At 51.8% G+C, this 17,566-nt stretch carries 16 protein-coding genes; 10 read left to right on the forward strand and 6 right to left on the reverse strand.

Going from position 1 to position 17,566, the window contains the following annotated elements; all coding sequences use genetic code 11:
• Positions 1-18: 18 nt before the first annotated feature.
• Positions 19-984, reverse strand: coding sequence for a Fe2+-enterobactin ABC transporter substrate-binding protein (fepB, locus tag C3D30_RS05310; protein WP_001234321.1), 966 nt, complete (start codon positions 982-984; stop codon positions 19-21).
• 188 nt (positions 985-1,172) lie between these two features.
• On the opposite strand from fepB, the gene entC reads away from it, so the two are divergent.
• The 7 genes from entC (at position 1,173) to C3D30_RS05345 (ending at position 8,627) form a co-directional block, all read left to right on the forward strand.
• Positions 1,173-2,348, forward strand: coding sequence for an isochorismate synthase EntC (entC, locus tag C3D30_RS05315; protein ID WP_105286571.1), 1,176 nt, complete (start codon positions 1,173-1,175; stop codon positions 2,346-2,348).
• 9 nt (positions 2,349-2,357) lie between these two features.
• Positions 2,358-3,968, forward strand: coding sequence for a (2,3-dihydroxybenzoyl)adenylate synthase EntE (gene entE / locus C3D30_RS05320; protein ID WP_000026763.1), 1,611 nt, complete (start codon positions 2,358-2,360; stop codon positions 3,966-3,968).
• 13 nt (positions 3,969-3,981) lie between these two features.
• The gene (gene entB, locus C3D30_RS05325; RefSeq protein WP_001007144.1) at positions 3,982-4,839 is read left to right on the forward strand and encodes an enterobactin biosynthesis bifunctional isochorismatase/aryl carrier protein EntB; all 858 of its coding nucleotides are present in this window, start codon (positions 3,982-3,984) and stop codon (positions 4,837-4,839) included.
• Positions 4,839-5,585, forward strand: a complete 747-nt coding sequence (entA, locus tag C3D30_RS05330; protein WP_016231622.1) for a 2,3-dihydro-2,3-dihydroxybenzoate dehydrogenase EntA — start codon at positions 4,839-4,841, stop codon at positions 5,583-5,585. The genes entB and entA overlap by 1 nt, the downstream gene beginning before the upstream one ends.
• 2 nt (positions 5,586-5,587) lie before the next feature.
• Positions 5,588-6,001, forward strand: a complete 414-nt coding sequence (entH, locus tag C3D30_RS05335) for a proofreading thioesterase EntH (protein ID WP_000637953.1) — start codon at positions 5,588-5,590, stop codon at positions 5,999-6,001.
• Between the two features lie 180 nt (positions 6,002-6,181).
• On the forward strand, positions 6,182-8,287 hold the full coding sequence (gene cstA, locus C3D30_RS05340) for a pyruvate/proton symporter CstA (RefSeq protein ID WP_105286572.1): 2,106 nt from the start codon (positions 6,182-6,184) through the stop codon (positions 8,285-8,287).
• 142 nt (positions 8,288-8,429) lie between these two features.
• Entirely contained in the window at positions 8,430-8,627 is a 198-nt protein-coding gene (locus tag C3D30_RS05345; RefSeq protein ID WP_000460431.1) for a YbdD/YjiX family protein, read from the forward strand.
• A gap of 9 nt (positions 8,628-8,636) precedes the next feature.
• On the opposite strand, the gene hcxA is transcribed toward C3D30_RS05345, so the two are convergent.
• Positions 8,637-9,725, reverse strand: a complete 1,089-nt coding sequence (hcxA, locus tag C3D30_RS05350; RefSeq protein WP_016231623.1) for a hydroxycarboxylate dehydrogenase HcxA — start codon at positions 9,723-9,725, stop codon at positions 8,637-8,639.
• A gap of 108 nt (positions 9,726-9,833) precedes the next feature.
• Here hcxA and ybdL point away from each other — a divergent pair, with 108 nt between their 5' ends.
• Positions 9,834-10,994, forward strand: coding sequence for a methionine-oxo-acid transaminase (gene ybdL, locus C3D30_RS05355; RefSeq protein ID WP_000183915.1), 1,161 nt, complete (start codon positions 9,834-9,836; stop codon positions 10,992-10,994).
• Here the strand turns inward: ybdL and C3D30_RS05360 are convergent, their stop codons facing one another.
• The 4 genes from C3D30_RS05360 to dsbG form a co-directional block, all read right to left on the reverse strand.
• The gene (locus C3D30_RS05360) at positions 10,995-11,624 is read right to left on the reverse strand and encodes an IbrB-like domain-containing protein (protein WP_000528560.1); all 630 of its coding nucleotides are present in this window, start codon (positions 11,622-11,624) and stop codon (positions 10,995-10,997) included.
• Positions 11,597-12,817, reverse strand: coding sequence for a phosphoadenosine phosphosulfate reductase (locus C3D30_RS05365; RefSeq protein ID WP_000029786.1), 1,221 nt, complete (start codon positions 12,815-12,817; stop codon positions 11,597-11,599). Before C3D30_RS05365 ends, C3D30_RS05360 begins: the two co-directional genes overlap by 28 nt.
• Before the next feature lie 140 nt (positions 12,818-12,957).
• The gene (gene citR / locus C3D30_RS05370; RefSeq protein ID WP_000002458.1) at positions 12,958-13,863 is read right to left on the reverse strand and encodes a DNA-binding transcriptional repressor CitR; all 906 of its coding nucleotides are present in this window, start codon (positions 13,861-13,863) and stop codon (positions 12,958-12,960) included.
• A gap of 208 nt (positions 13,864-14,071) precedes the next feature.
• Positions 14,072-14,818, reverse strand: a complete 747-nt coding sequence (dsbG, locus tag C3D30_RS05375) for a thiol:disulfide interchange protein DsbG (protein ID WP_000913741.1) — start codon at positions 14,816-14,818, stop codon at positions 14,072-14,074.
• Between the two features lie 373 nt (positions 14,819-15,191).
• Here dsbG and ahpC point away from each other — a divergent pair, with 373 nt between their 5' ends.
• Both ahpC and ahpF read left to right on the forward strand, forming a co-directional pair.
• Positions 15,192-15,755, forward strand: a complete 564-nt coding sequence (gene ahpC, locus C3D30_RS05380) for an alkyl hydroperoxide reductase subunit C (RefSeq protein ID WP_000052804.1) — start codon at positions 15,192-15,194, stop codon at positions 15,753-15,755.
• A gap of 128 nt (positions 15,756-15,883) precedes the next feature.
• Positions 15,884-17,449, forward strand: coding sequence for an alkyl hydroperoxide reductase subunit F (gene ahpF / locus C3D30_RS05390; RefSeq protein ID WP_010352341.1), 1,566 nt, complete (start codon positions 15,884-15,886; stop codon positions 17,447-17,449).
• The last annotated feature ends 117 nt before the right edge of the window (positions 17,450-17,566 follow it).

Consider the following 17,566-nt stretch of genomic DNA (forward strand, 5'->3'; position numbering starts at 1 on the left):
CTCTAATTGTATGTTTTATCAATCTTTTTTAAACAGTGAATTAAGCCCATCCAGCACTTGCATGGCGCTGTAGTAATCCAGACGGAACGTCTCGGTTCCCAGCGCATAAACCTGCTTGTTTTGTACTGCGGGCAGGTGCGCGAGCAGCGGATTGGCATAAATAGCATCGGCGTCTTTCTGATCACCGGCGAACAGGAATAGTGACTCGCCATTTAACCCTGCCGCCAGATTTTCCCCACCAAGCTGAATGATGTCATGGCGTTTGCCCTGGCTTTGGCTGGCGTTTAACCCTGCGGGCAACTTCGCCAGCGTAAAGCCGAGTTGTTCCAGCATCTGCCCTTGTGCTGATTCCGGCGTCCAGAGATTAGCACTGTGCGCGGCAGCAGTATAAACAATGGCAGTGACTGGCTGCGGCGGTAATTTGATTTGCTCTTTCGCCGCCGTCAGTTGCTTATCAAACTGTGCAATCCGCTCTGCCGCTTGTTTCTCATGTCCGGTAATTTCGCCAAGCTGCGTTAACAGCGACTGCCAGCTTTTGTCGTCGTAATTGATGATTAACGTCGGGGCGATGGTGGAAAGCTGATCGTACAGCGCCAGCGCCGAATCGCCGCCGGTGGCGCTAATTAAAATCAGATCTGGCATTTGCGCGGCAACGGCTTCGGCACTTGGTTCGCCGATATAGAGCCGCTGCAGTTTGCGTTCTTTCGCCACCTTGCTCCACTGGCGTAAAAAGCCCTGGTCATCCGCTACGCGGTTATTCGGCGTGGTCGCGCCACTGGCGATCACTGGAGCATCAATCGCCAGCAGTGAGCCGGTCAGGGTGACGCTGGTGGAAACAATACGCTGCGGTTGGCTTTCCAGGGTATGAGTGCCACGACTGTCAGTAATCTGACGCGGCCAGTCGGCAGCCTGAACTGCGGCTATTCCTGAAAGCAAAAGTCCTGTTAATAGAAGGGCGTTGCGGTAGAGCGGGGCGAGTCTCACGAATCAGCTTCCTGTTATTAATGAAGTTAATGCTTCTCATTTTCATTGTAACGACAAGCAGATGCAACCCCGAGTTGCAGATTGCGTTACCTCAAGAGTTGACATAGTGCGCGTTTGCTTTTAGGTTAGCGACCGAAAATATAAATGATAATCATTATTAAAGCCTTTATCATTTTGTGGAGGATGATATGGATACGTCACTGGCTGAGGAAGTACAGCAGACCATGGCAACACTTGCGCCCAATCGCTTTTTCTTTATGTCGCCGTACCGCAGTTTTACGACGTCAGGATGTTTCGCCCGCTTCGATGAACCGGCTGTGAACGGGGATTCGCCCGACAGTCCCTTCCAGCAAAAACTCGCCGCGCTGTTTGCCGATGCCAAAGCGCAGGGCATCAAAAATCCGGTGATGGTCGGGGCGATTCCCTTCGATCCACGCCAGCCTTCGTCGCTGTATATTCCCGAATCCTGGCAGCCATTCTCCCGCAAAGAAAAACAAGCTTCCGCGCGCCGTTTCACCCGCAGCCAGGCGCTGAACGTGGTGGAACGCCAGGCAATTCCAGAACAAGCCACGTTTGAACAGATGGTTGCTCGCGCTGCTGCACTTACCGCCACGCCGCAGGTCGACAAAGTGGTGTTGTCACGGTTGATTGATATCACCACTGACGCCGCCATTGATAGTGGCGTATTGCTGGAACGGTTGATTGCGCAAAACCCGGTTAGTTACAACTTCCATGTCCCGCTGGCTGATGGTGGCGTCCTGTTGGGGGCCAGCCCGGAACTGCTGCTACGTAAAGACGGCGAGCGTTTTAGCTCCATTCCGTTAGCCGGTTCCGCGCGTCGTCAGCCGGATGAAGTGCTGGACAGGGAAGCGGGTAATCGTCTGCTGGCGTCAGAAAAAGATCGCCATGAACATGAACTGGTGACTCAGGCGATGAAAGAGGTGCTGCGCGAGCGCAGCAGTGAGTTACACGTTCCTTCCTCTCCACAACTGATCACCACGCCGACGCTGTGGCATCTCGCAACACCCTTTGAAGGTAAAGCGAATTCGCAAGAAAACGCACTGACACTGGCCTGTCTGCTGCATCCGACCCCCGCGCTGAGTGGTTTCCCGCATCAGGCCGCGACCCAGGTTATTGCTGAACTGGAGCCGTTCGACCGCGAACTGTTTGGCGGCATTGTCGGCTGGTGTGACAGCGAAGGTAACGGCGAGTGGGTGGTGACCATCCGCTGCGCGAAGCTGCGGAAAAATCAGGTGCGCCTGTTTGCCGGAGCGGGGATTGTGCCTGCGTCATCACCACTTAGCGAATGGCGCGAAACCGGCGTCAAACTTTCTACCATGTTGAACGTTTTTGGATTGCATTAAGGAGCGAGGATGAGCATCCCATTCACCCGCTGGCCGGAAGAGTTTGCCCGTCGCTATCGGGAAAAAGGCTACTGGCAGGATTTGCCGCTGACCGACATTTTGACCCGCCACGCCGCGAGTGACAGCATCGCGGTTATCGACGGCGAGCGGCAGTTGAGTTATCGGGAACTGAATCAGGCGGCGGATAATCTCGCCTGTAACCTGCGCCGTCAGGGAATTAAATCGGGCGAAACCGCGCTGGTACAGTTGGGTAACGTCGCTGAACTGTACATTACCTTTTTTGCGCTGCTGAAACTGGGCGTCGCGCCGGTGCTGGCGCTGTTCAGCCATCAGCGTAGTGAACTGAACGCCTATGCCAGCCAGATTGAACCGGCGTTACTGATTGCCGATCGCCAACATGCGCTATTTAGCGGGGATGATTTCCTCAATACTTTCGTCACAGACCATTCCTCCATTCGTGTGGTGCAACTGCACAACGACAGCGGCGAGCACAATTTGCAGGATGTGATTAACCATCCGGCAGAAGATTTTACTGCCACGCCGTCACCTGCCGATGAAGTGGCCTATTTCCAGCTTTCCGGCGGCACCACCGGCACACCGAAACTGATCCCGCGTACCCATAATGACTATTACTACAGCGTGCGCCGTAGCGTCGAGATTTGTCAGTTCACGCAACAGACTCGCTATCTGTGTGCGATTCCGGCGGCGCACAACTACGCCATGAGTTCACCAGGATCGCTGGGGGTATTTCTCGCTGGCGGCACAGTGGTTCTGGCGGCCGATCCCAGCGCCACGCTCTGCTTCCCATTGATTGCAAAACATCAGGTCAACGTCACCGCGCTGGTGCCGCCGGCGGTAAGCCTGTGGTTACAGGCGCTGGCTGAAGGTGAAAGCAGGGCGCAGCTTGCCTCGCTAAAACTGTTACAGGTCGGTGGCGCGCGTCTTTCTGCCACGCTTGCGGCGCGTATTCCCGCAGAGATTGGCTGCCAGTTGCAGCAGGTGTTCGGCATGGCGGAAGGGCTGGTGAACTACACCCGTCTTGATGATAGCGCGGAGAAAATTATCCATACCCAGGGTTACCCAATGTGTCCGGATGATGAAGTGTGGGTCGCCGATGCTGACGGAAATCCACTGCCGCAAGGGGAAGTTGGACGCCTGATGACGCGCGGACCGTACACCTTCCGTGGCTATTACAAAAGCCCGCAGCACAATGCCAGCGCCTTTGATGCCAACGGTTTTTACTGTTCTGGCGATCTGATCTCCATTGATCCAGACGGTTACATCACCGTGCAGGGGCGCGAGAAAGATCAGATCAACCGTGGCGGCGAGAAGATCGCTGCCGAAGAGATCGAAAACCTGCTGCTGCGCCATCCGGCGGTGATCTACGCCGCACTGGTGAGCATGGAAGATGAGCTGATGGGCGAAAAAAGCTGCGCTTATCTGGTGGTGAAAGAGCCGCTGCGTGCAGTGCAGGTGCGTCGTTTCCTGCGTGAGCAGGGTATTGCCGAATTTAAATTACCGGATCGCGTGGAGTGTGTGGATTCACTTCCGCTGACGGCGGTCGGGAAAGTCGATAAAAAACAATTACGTCAGTGGCTGGCGTCACGCGCATCAGCCTGAAGGAGAGAACACGATGGCTATTCCAAAATTACAGGCTTACGCACTGCCGGAGTCTCACGATATTCCGCAAAATAAAGTCGACTGGGCATTTGAACCGCAACGCGCCGCGCTGTTAATCCATGATATGCAGGATTATTTCGTCAGCTTCTGGGGCGAGAACTGCCCGATGATGGAACAGGTGATCGCGAATATTGCTGCGCTGCGCGACTACTGCAAACAGCACAATATTCCGGTTTATTACACCGCCCAGCCGAAAGAGCAGAGCGATGAAGATCGGGCGCTGTTGAATGATATGTGGGGGCCGGGCCTGACCCGTTCGCCGGAACAGCAAAAGGTGGTGGATCGCCTGACGCCGGATGCCGACGATACGGTGCTGGTGAAGTGGCGCTACAGCGCGTTTCATCGTTCTCCGCTGGAGCAAATGCTGAAAGAGAGCGGACGTAACCAACTGATTATCACCGGGGTGTACGCGCATATTGGCTGTATGACCACCGCGACCGACGCGTTTATGCGTGATATCAAACCATTTATGGTGGCGGATGCGCTGGCCGATTTCAGCCGTGACGAGCATTTGATGTCGCTGAAATATGTTGCCGGGCGTTCTGGTCGGGTGGTGATGACCGAGGAACTGCTGCCGACGCCAATTCCCGCCAGCAAAGCGGCGCTGCGAGAGGTGATCCTGCCGCTGCTGGACGAATCCGATGAGCCGTTCGATGACGACAACCTGATCGACTACGGTCTGGATTCAGTGCGCATGATGGCGCTGGCGGCGCGCTGGCGCAAAGTGCATGGCGATATCGATTTTGTCATGCTGGCGAAAAACCCAACCATTGATGCCTGGTGGAAACTGCTCTCCCGCGAGGTGAAATAATGGATTTCAGCGGCAAAAATGTCTGGGTTACCGGAGCGGGTAAAGGTATCGGTTACGCCACGGCGCTGGCGTTTGTTGACGTGGGTGCGAAAGTTACAGGTTTTGATCAAGCGTTCACTCAGGAGCAATATCCCTTTGCGACCGAAGTGATGGATGTAGCCGACGCCGGGCAGGTGGCGCAGGTATGTCAGCGACTGTTAGCTGAAACGGAGCGACTGGACGTGCTGGTCAATGCGGCGGGAATTTTACGCATGGGCGCGACCGATCAGCTCAGCAAAGAAGACTGGCAGCAGACCTTTGCGGTCAACGTTGGCGGCGCATTTAACCTGTTTCAGCAAACCATGAACCAGTTTCGCCGTCAGCGGGGCGGGGCGATTGTTACGGTAGCGTCCGACGCTGCACATACGCCGCGTATTGGTATGAGTGCTTACGGTGCGTCGAAAGCGGCGCTGAAAAGCCTGGCGTTGAGCGTCGGGCTGGAACTGGCGGGTAGCGGCGTGCGCTGTAACGTGGTTTCGCCCGGCTCCACCGACACCGATATGCAACGCACGCTGTGGGTGAGCGATGACGCCGAAGAGCTGCGTATTCGCGGCTTTGGCGAGCAGTTTAAGCTCGGCATTCCGCTGGGGAAAATTGCCCGTCCGCAGGAGATCGCCAACACGATTTTGTTCCTCGCCTCTGACCTCGCCAGCCATATCACGCTACAGGATATCGTGGTGGATGGCGGCTCAACGCTGGGAGCATAAGCATGATCTGGAAACGCCATTTAACGCTCGACGAACTCAACGCCACCAGCGACAACACAATGGTGGCGCATCTGGGAATTGTTTATACCCGCCTGGGCGATGATGTGCTGGAAGCCGAAATGCCGGTTGATACCCGTACTCATCAGCCGTTTGGCCTGCTGCATGGCGGTGCGTCGGCGGCGCTGGCGGAAACGCTGGGATCGATGGCCGGATTTATGATGACTCGCGACGGTCAGTGCGTGGTAGGCACGGAACTGAACGCCACGCATCATCGTCCGGTGTCTGAGGGAAAGGTGCGCGGCGTCTGCCAGCCGCTGCATCTTGGGCGGCAAAATCAGAGCTGGGAAATCGTCGTTTTCGATGAACAGGGGCGGCGTTGCTGCACTTGTCGGCTGGGTACGGCGGTTTTGGGATGAACCCGACAGAATTAAATGAGATTGCAGGAAAACTCGGTTAACGGAGTGATCGAGTTAACATTGTTAAGTTAATTATTGGTTTTAACTCTTATTTGTTTGGTTATCGCGTTGTTAAATTCCGCAAAGATGTTATAGAAACAAAATGTAACATCTCTATGGACACGCACACGGATAACAATTATGAACAAATCAGGGAAATACCTCGTCTGGACAGTGCTCTCTGTAATGGGAGCATTTGCTCTGGGATACATTGCTTTAAATCGTGGGGAACAGATCAACGCACTGTGGATTGTGGTGGCGTCGGTCTGTATCTATCTGATCGCTTATCGTTTTTATGGTCTGTATATCGCCAAAAATGTGCTGGCGGTTGACCCGACGCGTATGACGCCAGCGGTGCGCCATAACGACGGGCTGGACTATGTGCCGACGGACAAGAAAGTGCTGTTCGGTCACCATTTTGCGGCCATTGCCGGCGCAGGCCCGCTGGTGGGGCCGGTGCTGGCAGCGCAAATGGGCTACCTGCCGGGGATGATCTGGCTGCTCGCCGGGGTGGTCCTCGCCGGTGCGGTGCAGGATTTCATGGTGCTGTTTGTTTCTACGCGCCGTGACGGTCGCTCGCTGGGCGAACTGGTCAAAGAAGAGATGGGGCCAACCGCCGGGGTGATTGCGCTGGTGGCCTGCTTTATGATCATGGTGATCATCCTTGCAGTGCTGGCGATGATTGTGGTGAAAGCCCTGACTCATAGCCCGTGGGGAACGTATACCGTTGCGTTCACCATTCCGCTGGCGCTGTTCATGGGGATCTACCTGCGCTACCTGCGTCCTGGTCGCATTGGGGAAGTGTCGGTGATTGGCCTGGTGTTCCTGATTTTCGCCATTATCTCTGGCGGCTGGGTGGCAGAAAGCCCGACCTGGGCGCCGTACTTTGACTTTACCGGTGTGCAGTTGACCTGGATGCTGGTGGGTTACGGTTTTGTGGCGGCGGTGCTGCCCGTATGGCTGCTGCTGGCTCCGCGTGACTACCTTTCTACCTTCCTGAAAATCGGGACTATCGTCGGTCTGGCGGTAGGCATTTTGATCATGCGCCCGACGCTGACTATGCCTGCGCTGACCAAATTTGTCGATGGCACAGGCCCGGTATGGACCGGTAACCTGTTCCCGTTCCTGTTTATCACCATCGCCTGTGGTGCGGTGTCTGGCTTCCATGCGCTGATCTCTTCCGGCACCACGCCGAAGATGCTGGCGAACGAAGGTCAGGCGTGTTTTATCGGCTACGGCGGGATGTTGATGGAATCCTTCGTGGCGATTATGGCGCTAGTTTCTGCCTGTATCATCGATCCGGGCGTGTATTTTGCCATGAACAGCCCGATGGCGGTGCTGGCTCCGGCGGGTACGACGGATGTGGTGGCTTCTGCCGCGCAGGTGGTGAGTAGTTGGGGCTTTGCGATAACCCCGGATACGTTAAACCAGATTGCCAGCGAAGTCGGTGAACAGTCGATCATTTCCCGTGCGGGCGGTGCGCCGACGTTGGCGGTGGGGATGGCCTACATTCTGCACGGCGCGCTGGGCGGCATGATGGATGTGGCGTTCTGGTATCACTTCGCCATTTTGTTTGAAGCACTGTTTATTCTGACAGCGGTGGATGCAGGTACGCGTGCTGCGCGCTTTATGTTGCAGGATTTGCTGGGCGTGGTGTCTCCGGGTCTGAAACGGACCGATTCTCTGCCTGCGAACCTGCTGGCAACGGCGCTGTGTGTGCTGGCGTGGGGCTACTTCCTGCATCAGGGCGTGGTCGATCCGCTGGGCGGTATTAACACCCTGTGGCCGCTGTTTGGTATTGCCAACCAGATGCTGGCAGGGATGGCGCTGATGCTCTGTGCCGTGGTGTTGTTCAAAATGAAACGCCAACGTTACGCCTGGGTGGCACTGGTGCCAACGGCCTGGTTGCTGATTTGTACCCTGACCGCAGGCTGGCAGAAAGCGTTTAGCCCGGATGCGAAAGTCGGCTTCCTGGCCATTGCTAACAAGTTCCAGGCCATGATCGACAGCGGCAACATTCCGTCGCAGTATACCGAGTCACAACTGGCGCAACTGGTGTTCAACAACCGTCTGGATGCCGGGTTAACCATCTTCTTTATGGTGGTCGTGGTGGTTCTGGCGATGTTCTCGATTAAAACGGCGCTGGCGGCATTGAAAGAGCCGAAGCCAACGGCGAAAGAAACGCCGTATGAGCCGATGCCAGAAAATGTCGAGGAGATCGTGGCGCAGGCAAAAGGCGCGCACTAAAGTCAGAGTGAGGGGGAATGTTGGTATAGTGCCGATGCTTCCCCTTCACCCTAACCCTCTCCCCGGTGGGGCGAGGGGACTGACCGAGCGCGTTGATAGCTATTAATGCACTCTCTCAGCAACCTGTTTACCGGAGGTATTGATGTTTGATTCACTGGCAAAAGCCGGAAAATATTTAGGTCAGGCGGCGAAGCTGATGATTGGTATGCCTGATTACGACAACTATGTCGAACATATGCGGGTTAACCATCCCGATCAAACGCCGATGACCTACGAAGAGTTTTTCCGTGAGCGGCAGGACGCGCGCTACGGTGGAAAAGGCGGCGCGCGCTGCTGCTAAATTTGTTCGTCAGGCTTTAAACGATTCCACTTTTTCCAACGCTGCACGCAACGTATCTGGTGTCAGCGTGACTGGCAGGTAATGAATGGACTCCACCGGACGTAAGGTGTGGGCAATCACTTTGTCGATCTCCGCCTGATTATTGATATCCACTTCCAGCTCCGCCAGCGTAGTCGGCAGATGAAAACGCTGATACGCCCCTGTTAATTGCGCCAGCACATCATCCTGACCCAGCAAGGCGCTTTGCACCAGAATTCCGTAGGCGACTTTGGTGCCGTGGAGAAACTTCTCGGTTTGCGGCAGAACAGTCAGACCGTTATGCACGGCATGAGCCGCCGCCACACGCGTAAAACGATCGCCCAGACCGCCGACCATTCCGCCACCAGCGATAATGGCATCCACCACATCGCAAAATGATTGCGTTAACTGCTGATTTTGCTGATCGGCAAGCGCCTGTTCGCTACTGTTTAACAAGACGTCGCGAATGGCTTGCGCGTTATTAATCCCCAGACGCACGGTTAGCGGCAAGGTTTCTGGCTGCGGAGCCAGTACCACCGCTTCATACCATTTCGCCAGCGTGTCGCCGATCCCCGCCAGCAGATATTCTTGCGGCGCATTGAGGATAATCTCCGGTTCCACCAAAACCATAAAATTGGCGTCGTCGAAAATTTCATAATGTAGCGCCTGTCCGGCATCGTTATACCAGACGGAGAGCGGTGTCCAGGCGGCGCAGGTAGCGGCGATCGTTGGAACGGCAACAAACGGCAGACCGAGACGGCGGGCGAGGGCTTTCGCGGTGTCGAGCAGTGCGCCGCCACCGACGCCAATTACTACGCTGCGATCGTCACCAGACTGTGTCGCCAGTTGTTGCACATCGCTTTCGCTGCAATGACCGCGAAACAAAATATGCTTTGCTCCTGGCAGTTCAAACGCTAGTGGAAGTTTGGTTTGCGCCGCAGCAATGGCGCGTTCACCATAAATCCACACAGCGCGAGAAAGCTGTTCAGTCGTGAAAAAATCATGCAGGTGATTGAGACTGCCGGGATGAGAAAAGTAGTTAGCCGGGCCGACGACGACGCGGATAGGATTGTGAGGCATGTTGTGTTGTCCTTATTGTTTTATTTAGACATCTAAACGTCTTGATTGCCAAATACTAGCATCGTGTTATAGTGCCTTCAACACGCAACTTCGTCAGGCACAATAAAAATGACAAATAACCCTCTGATTCCACAAAGCAAACTTCCACAACTTGGCACTACCATTTTCACCCAGATGAGTGCGCTGGCGCAGCAACACCAGGCGATTAACCTGTCGCAAGGCTTTCCTGATTTTGATGGTCCGCGCTATTTACAGGAGCGACTGGCGTATCACGTTGCCCAGGGCGCAAATCAATACGCGCCAATGACCGGCGTACAGGCATTGCGCGAGGCGATTGCTCAGAAAACGGAACGTTTGTATGGCTATCACCCGGATGCCGACAGCGATATCACCGTAACAGCAGGGGCGACGGAGGCGTTATACGCGGCGATTACCGCGCTGGTACGTAGTGGCGATGAAGTTATCTGTTTCGACCCCAGTTATGACAGTTATGCGCCAGCCATTACGCTATCAGGTGGGATCGTGAAACGCATTGCGCTACAGCCGCCGCATTTTCGCGTTGACTGGCAAGAATTTGCTGCGCTATTGGGCGAGCGCACCCGGCTGGTGATCCTCAACACGCCGCATAATCCCAGCGCCACCGTCTGGCAACAGGCTGATTTTGCCGCTTTGTGGCAGGCAATTGCCGATCGTGAGATTTTTGTCATTAGTGATGAAGTTTACGAGCACATCAACTTTTCACAGCCGGGCCATGCCAGCGTGCTGGCGCATCCGCAGTTGCGTGAGCGGGCGGTGGCGGTGTCATCGTTTGGCAAGACCTATCACATGACCGGCTGGAAAGTGGGGTATTGCGTTGCGCCAGCGCCCATCAGTGCCGAAATTCGCAAGGTACATCAGTATCTGACCTTTTCGGTGAATACCCCGGCACAGCTGGCACTTGCGGATATGCTACGTGCAGAACCTGAGCATTATCTTGCATTACCGGACTTTTATCGCCAGAAGCGCGATATTCTGGTGAATGCCTTAAATGAAAGTCGGCTGGAGATTTTACCGTGTGAAGGCACATACTTTTTGCTGGTGGATTACAGCGCCGTGTCTACGCTGGATGATGTTGAGTTTTGCCAGTGGCTGACGCGGGAGCATGGCGTGGCGGCGATCCCGCTGTCGGTGTTTTGCGCCGATCCCTTCCCGCATAAACTGATTCGTCTCTGTTTTGCCAAGAAGGAATCGACGCTGATGGCGGCGGCTGAACGCCTGCGCCAGCTTTAGTTATTTGACAGTCCAGGCGCGGGAATATTGGCGGTCGGCAAACAGTTCTTGCAGGCCGTTAATTTGCTTCAGGCGCAACACTTCGTCGCTGTCCATTCCCAACTCTTTGCCGATTTTATTGTCATCCCAACCTAACTGGCTGAGTTCACGAACAATTTCTGACATTGCCGTGACCTGGTGGCGACCGCGCGCCCGGTTGTGGCGAATAGTTGCAGCGATACGTTCGTTACGTGTTCCTTCCAGGCAGGTGACCGGTAAATACCCTTTTAATCGCAATTTTAACGTGTTAGAGCCTTTACCAATTTCATGACGGTGAAAACCATCAACAATTTCAAGTGTGCTGGCTCGTGTGTTGGTCACCACAATTGGCTGGGTAAAACCATCGACCTCAATTGATTTTTGCAGTAATCGTTTCTCTGGCGGCGCGACGTTATTCGGATTGTAATCATTGGGAGTGAGTTGGGTGTTCTTAACCCACAAAACACAATCTACCGGTTCGTCGCGAAATGGACTTACTTGATGGATCGCCGTTCTGATCTCATTGATCGCCTTAATGCGATCTTCTTCCGCCAGACTGGCGAGAAATTGAGTTAAATCCTGCGTTAATCGCTGCTGCATAGTATTCCCCATTCCTGACGTTTTCCTTTAATCCGTTCGTTATAACGTTGATAATTTTTGGCTTTTGTGGGGCTGAATGATAATGCCCGACACCAATAATCATTGTTGAGCAATACTTTGCAGATTCGTCGCCAGGAAGGAACATCTTTTGAGCCAATATCTCCATGCTGTGTCTGAGGGATCTCGATGCCTTTTTTTTGATACCAGTGCAAATAAACAGCAATCTTATTGCGATAATGTTCAGCCGTTTTTTCCGGCATACTATTAAGCAGTAATAAGGCATATTCTTGCCAGTCTAAATGGTCGGGCTTAAGGATCTTCCTATGACCATAAAATTGATTGTCATGACCAGCGTAAATTCCACCGCTTTTTACGCCACTGACCCTGGCGCACATTGCGGCCCATCGGTCAGGTTCAAGAACATGATATAGCCATAAACCTTGCCGTTGCTCTGGACCAAAAGGTTCGCAGATTCGCATATGACGCAGAGGGACGCCAGCCTGGTACATCAGATTATACAAAGGGTTAGATAGAGTCTGGTGTTTAGCATACCAGGTCCAGATATCGGCCACCTTCCAGTCGTAAATGGGATAAATATACCAACAATGACCACCTGGTGCGGCGGTGGTCCACGGTTTATCGTCAGCAAAACGTTGTTTATTTAAGCTGGCAATGGCGACGAAACGATTATAAGACTCGTCGGCACGGATACCGACTAACATTGCGGCTGGACGATGTTGTGAAAACCATTCGGCAAATTCACGCACAAAATGTTCAAAGGTCATGCCTGATTGATAAAACGAGAAAAATGCCGGATCGGTTATCGCATCTTCTGGCGGTTGACGAACCCATTCAATATCAGGCTGCCAGCACTGCCATTCGGGTTGATATTGGGATAATGAATTTTGCGTTGTTAGCGGTAGTGCTACCCAATAAAACTCTTCGATAACATCGGCATACTGCTCACGTAGCGATTGAACATAGTCAATCGTACAAGAAAACTGAGCTTCCCAGTCGATAAACAGGACGTGTATTTTTTTTCCCATTTTTCTGGCCAGATCTGCGGTCAAATGGAGCATTAAGCCAGAATCTTTACCACCAGAAAAAGAGACGCATACGCGAGGCAGAGTATTAAGTGTCCAGGTGATACGGTCTTGTGCTGCTTCCAGGATATTGAGAGGTAGCGGGATTTTATAAATGGACATCTGAAGACGCTCTCTTAACGTGACCGTGAGAAAAGTGCGATAGTTTCCTGATTATAGTATTAATAAATTAAAATGAGGTATCTTATTTTATATTCACATGCTGAATTTTTAAGACGAATATTATCCATGCCGGCAGATGTTTAACATAAGTTGTCATTCAAACGATCAATAAAACGAGAGAAACTCAGGTTGTTTAATGATGATTTATTATAGGAAATATAAAGTGTATTAGACGGTAGATTCTGTTCTATCTTTATTTGTTTTAATTGAAGGTTTTTTTGATAGCTACGATATAATTCGAAGGGCACAATGCCCAGTAAATCGGTAACCGCAATAGTATTGACAATAGTAAACAGTGAAGAGCTACGGAATGCTATTTTTCGGTTTGTAAGAATCGCTTCTATTTCCATCTGAAAATCTTCAAGGCCAGGTGCTTTCGATGTCAGAGAAGTGAACTCTTCATCAAGAATTTCTTCGCGGCTACTGTGTTCCGTTATTCTCGGATGGGATGCGCTACAGATAAGCGTGTTTCGTATCGACTGAAAAGGCATACAGCTTACCGAGCGACTGATGACCGGCATTAATGTGATGACCAGATCTGCTTTGCGATAAGTCAATAAATCTTCGGCGCTTTCTGCTGACATCATGATGTCATGATGTTCAATTTCTACGGCTGTATCTTGTCGCAGACATCCGATCAAGAGGCTACTGTTGGTTGAAGAGATGAGTTGCGGGCCATAAATAATAAATTTTTTCTTCAGTTCTGCTTTATTGACAATGTTGATTGTTTGCTCAAGGTTCTTGAGATTTTTCTCAAGGTGATGATGCAAATTTAACCCTGTCGTTGTTGGTGCAATACCTTTCCCGGAGCGAATAAATAAGGGGTCATTAAATTGTGCACGTAGACGTTGTAAAGACTGACTCACCGCAGAAGGGGTTATATATAACGATTCTGCGGCCTTGCTAATGCTAAGATGTTGGTATATGCATTCAAAAATGACAAGCAAGTTCAAATCGAATTTTTTTAAGTCGTAAAGATTAGCCATGATGCGCTCCATTCATATGCTTGTTCTCATAATATTCATCAAGTCAATGATATGGCTTTATGTATTTATATATATTATGTTGTTTTACTTAATTTACGATTAAGTTTTTCTAAAATACCATAGTTGATATGAGCGGGGTGAACAATACTTGCGATTTTATGGATAACTGAAAAGGAGTGAACTATTTCAGCTATCCATACAATGAATGTTATTTATTTCCCATAATAATATTTAAGGTCTTTTGATCCGGTAATCCGACAGCCTGCTGCAATGTGTTCTCTGGACTCATGTAATAAATCGCAGGTGTGACATTTGCACCCAGTTCGTCCATCAACGCCTCATTGGCACTTAGAATCTTCATCTGTTCCGGGCCCACGCTCCCGGAGAGGTTCAGCTTTAACTTGCCGCCTGATGCTTCATACTCTTGCCACGTTTTTGCCGGATCCTTAGACGCAAGGATTGCCGCCGCAGTTGCTGGGCTTTCGGGTTTTATCACGCCAACCAGTAGGGTACGGATTTGTACTTTACCGGCATCAACCCATGGGCGCGCTTGTTGCCAGAATTGTTTGCAATACGGGCAGAAAGGATCGGCAAAAACATAAACCACGACTGGTGCATCTTTTTTACCGTCAAGTAACCAGCTTGATTGTTCCATGCGTTGCCACATTTCGCGTCCGGCAGGTGCGTAAATCTCTTTTTCAATAAGGGCGTTACTGAGGTTCTCTCCCTTTTCGTTGTACATATAGCCAGATATGGCATGTTTGCCGTCAGGCGTAAGGTAGATAGTGACTCCCATGTCCTGATATTTCCCCAGATAACCTTTCATGCCGCCAGGTGCATCGAACGATTTGATAATCGTAATCCCCTGTTTTTCAATCGCTTTAACGGGCGCAGGAAGCTCTTCGGCGTAAGCAAATCCAGGGAGTAGGGTAAACAAAATTATCTTTTTTAACATTGCTTTGTCCTTTTCGTTCAGTGCAAATACACAATAAAAGGCTTAACCTATCACTGTCATAGTTAAGACCTTATGTCAGATGATTGCCCTTTGTTTATGAGGGTGTTGTAATCCCTCTCGTCGTTGCGATCATCATTGCAACACCGCAGCCTGTTGAACAGGCGCTGAAGATACCAAAGGGTAGTTCAGGTTATGCGGTCACCTGGAAAGGGGACCCTTTTTACTTTTTATCGCCGCTGGCGGTGCAAAGTTCACAAAGTTGTCTTACGAAGGTTGTAAGGTAAAACTTATCGATTTGATAATGGAAACGCATTAGCCGAATCGGCAAAAATTGGTTACCTTACATCACATCGAAAACACGGAGGAAGTATAGATGTCCTTGATTAACACCAAAATTAAACCTTTTAAAAACCAGGCATTCAAAAACGGCGAATTCGTTGAAATCACCGAAAAAGATACCGAAGGCCGCTGGAGCGTCTTCTTCTTCTACCCGGCTGACTTTACTTTCGTATGCCCTACCGAACTGGGCGACGTTGCTGACCACTACGAAGAACTGCAGAAACTGGGCGTAGACGTATACGCAGTATCTACCGATACTCACTTCACCCACAAAGCATGGCACAGCAGCTCTGAAACCATCGCTAAAATCAAATATGCGATGATCGGCGACCCGACTGGCGCCCTGACCCGTAACTTCGACAACATGCGTGAAGATGAAGGTCTGGCTGACCGTGCTACCTTCGTTGTTGACCCGCAGGGTATCATCCAGGCTATCGAAGTTACCGCTGAAGGCATTGGCCGTGACGCGTCTGACCTGCTGCGTAAAATCAAAGCAGCACAGTACGTGGCTTCTCACCCAGGTGAAGTTTGCCCGGCTAAATGGAAAGAAGGTGAAGCAACTCTGGCTCCGTCCCTGGACCTGGTTGGTAAAATCTAAGTTCCGCAATCGCGTAATTAATCGGGTGCTGCGGCACCCGATTTTCTTCCCCGCACCATGATGCAAGCTGCATCCAGGTAGCCGATGAGGCCGCTTGCATGATGATGTTTAAAGCCCAGGAGATAAACATGCTCGACACAAATATGAAAACTCAACTCAAGGCTTACCTTGAGAAATTGACAAAGCCTGTTGAGTTAATTGCCACGCTGGATGACAGCGCAAAATCGGCAGAAATCAAGGAACTGTTGGCTGAGATCGCAGAACTGTCAGACAAAGTCACCTTTAAAGAAGATAACAGCTTGCCGGTGCGTAAACCGTCATTCCTGATCACCAATCCAGGTTCCAACCAGGGGCCGCGTTTTGCAGGTTCCCCGCTGGGCCACGAGTTCACCTCACTGGTACTGGCGCTGCTGTGGACCGGTGGTCATCCGTCGAAAGAAGCACAGTCTCTGCTGGAGCAGATTCGCCATATCGACGGTGATTTTGAATTTGAAACTTATTATTCGCTCTCCTGCCATAACTGCCCGGACGTGGTGCAGGCGCTGAACCTGATGAGCGTACTGAACCCGCGCATTAAGCACACGGCGATTGATGGCGGTACGTTCCAGAACGAAATCACCGATCGCAATGTGATGGGCGTTCCGGCGGTGTTCGTGAATGGTAAAGAGTTTGGTCAGGGCCGCATGACTATTTCCGAAATCGTCGCCAAAATCGATACTGGTGCGGAAAAACGTGCGGCAGAAGAGCTGAACAAGCGTGATGCTTATGACGTATTAATCGTCGGTTCCGGCCCGGCGGGTGCAGCGGCGGCCATTTATTCCGCACGTAAAGGCATTCGTACCGGTCTGATGGGCGAACGCTTTGGCGGTCAGATCCTCGATACTGTTGATATCGAAAACTACATTTCTGTACCGAAGACCGAAGGGCAGAAGCTGGCAGGTGCACTGAAAGTTCACGTTGATGAATACGACGTTGATGTAATCGACAGCCAGAGCGCGAGCAAACTAATCCCGGCAGCAGTTGAAGGCGGCCTGCATCAGATTGAAACAGCTTCCGGCGCGGTACTGAAGGCACGCAGCATTATCGTGGCGACCGGTGCAAAATGGCGCAACATGAACGTTCCGGGCGAAGATCAGTATCGCACCAAAGGCGTGACTTATTGTCCACACTGCGACGGCCCGCTGTTTAAAGGCAAACGCGTAGCGGTCATCGGCGGCGGTAACTCCGGTGTCGAAGCGGCAATCGATCTGGCAGGTATTGTTGAACACGTAACCCTGCTTGAGTTTGCTCCAGAAATGAAGGCAGACCAGGTATTGCAGGACAAACTGCGCAGCCTGAAAAACGTCGATATTATTCTGAACGCGCAAACCACTGAAGTAAAAGGTGACGGCAGCAAAGTTGTTGGTCTGGAATACCGTGACCGTGTGAGCGGCGATATTCACAACATCGAACTGGCCGGTATTTTCGTCCAGATCGGTCTGCTGCCGAACACTAACTGGCTGGAAGGCACAGTTGAACGTAACCGCATGGGTGAGGTAATCATCGATGCGAAATGCGAAACCAACATTAAAGGTGTGTTTGCTGCCGGTGACTGTACGACTGTTCCGTACAAGCAGATCATCATTGCCACTGGCGAAGGTGCTAAAGCCTCTCTGAGTGCCTTTGACTACCTGATTCGCACCAAAACTGCATAAGAAGAAGTAAGATTCACCTGCAATTGTTAGCCGCCGGGGTCAAACCTGGCGGCTTTTTTTCGTTATAAAAAAACCTGCCGGGATTGCTCCGGGCAGGGCATCATAAATACGTTAATC

Origin of the sequence: Escherichia sp. MOD1-EC5433 (genome assembly GCF_002966005.1) — a bacterium.
GTDB classification, from domain to species: Bacteria; Pseudomonadota; Gammaproteobacteria; order Enterobacterales; family Enterobacteriaceae; genus Escherichia; species Escherichia ruysiae.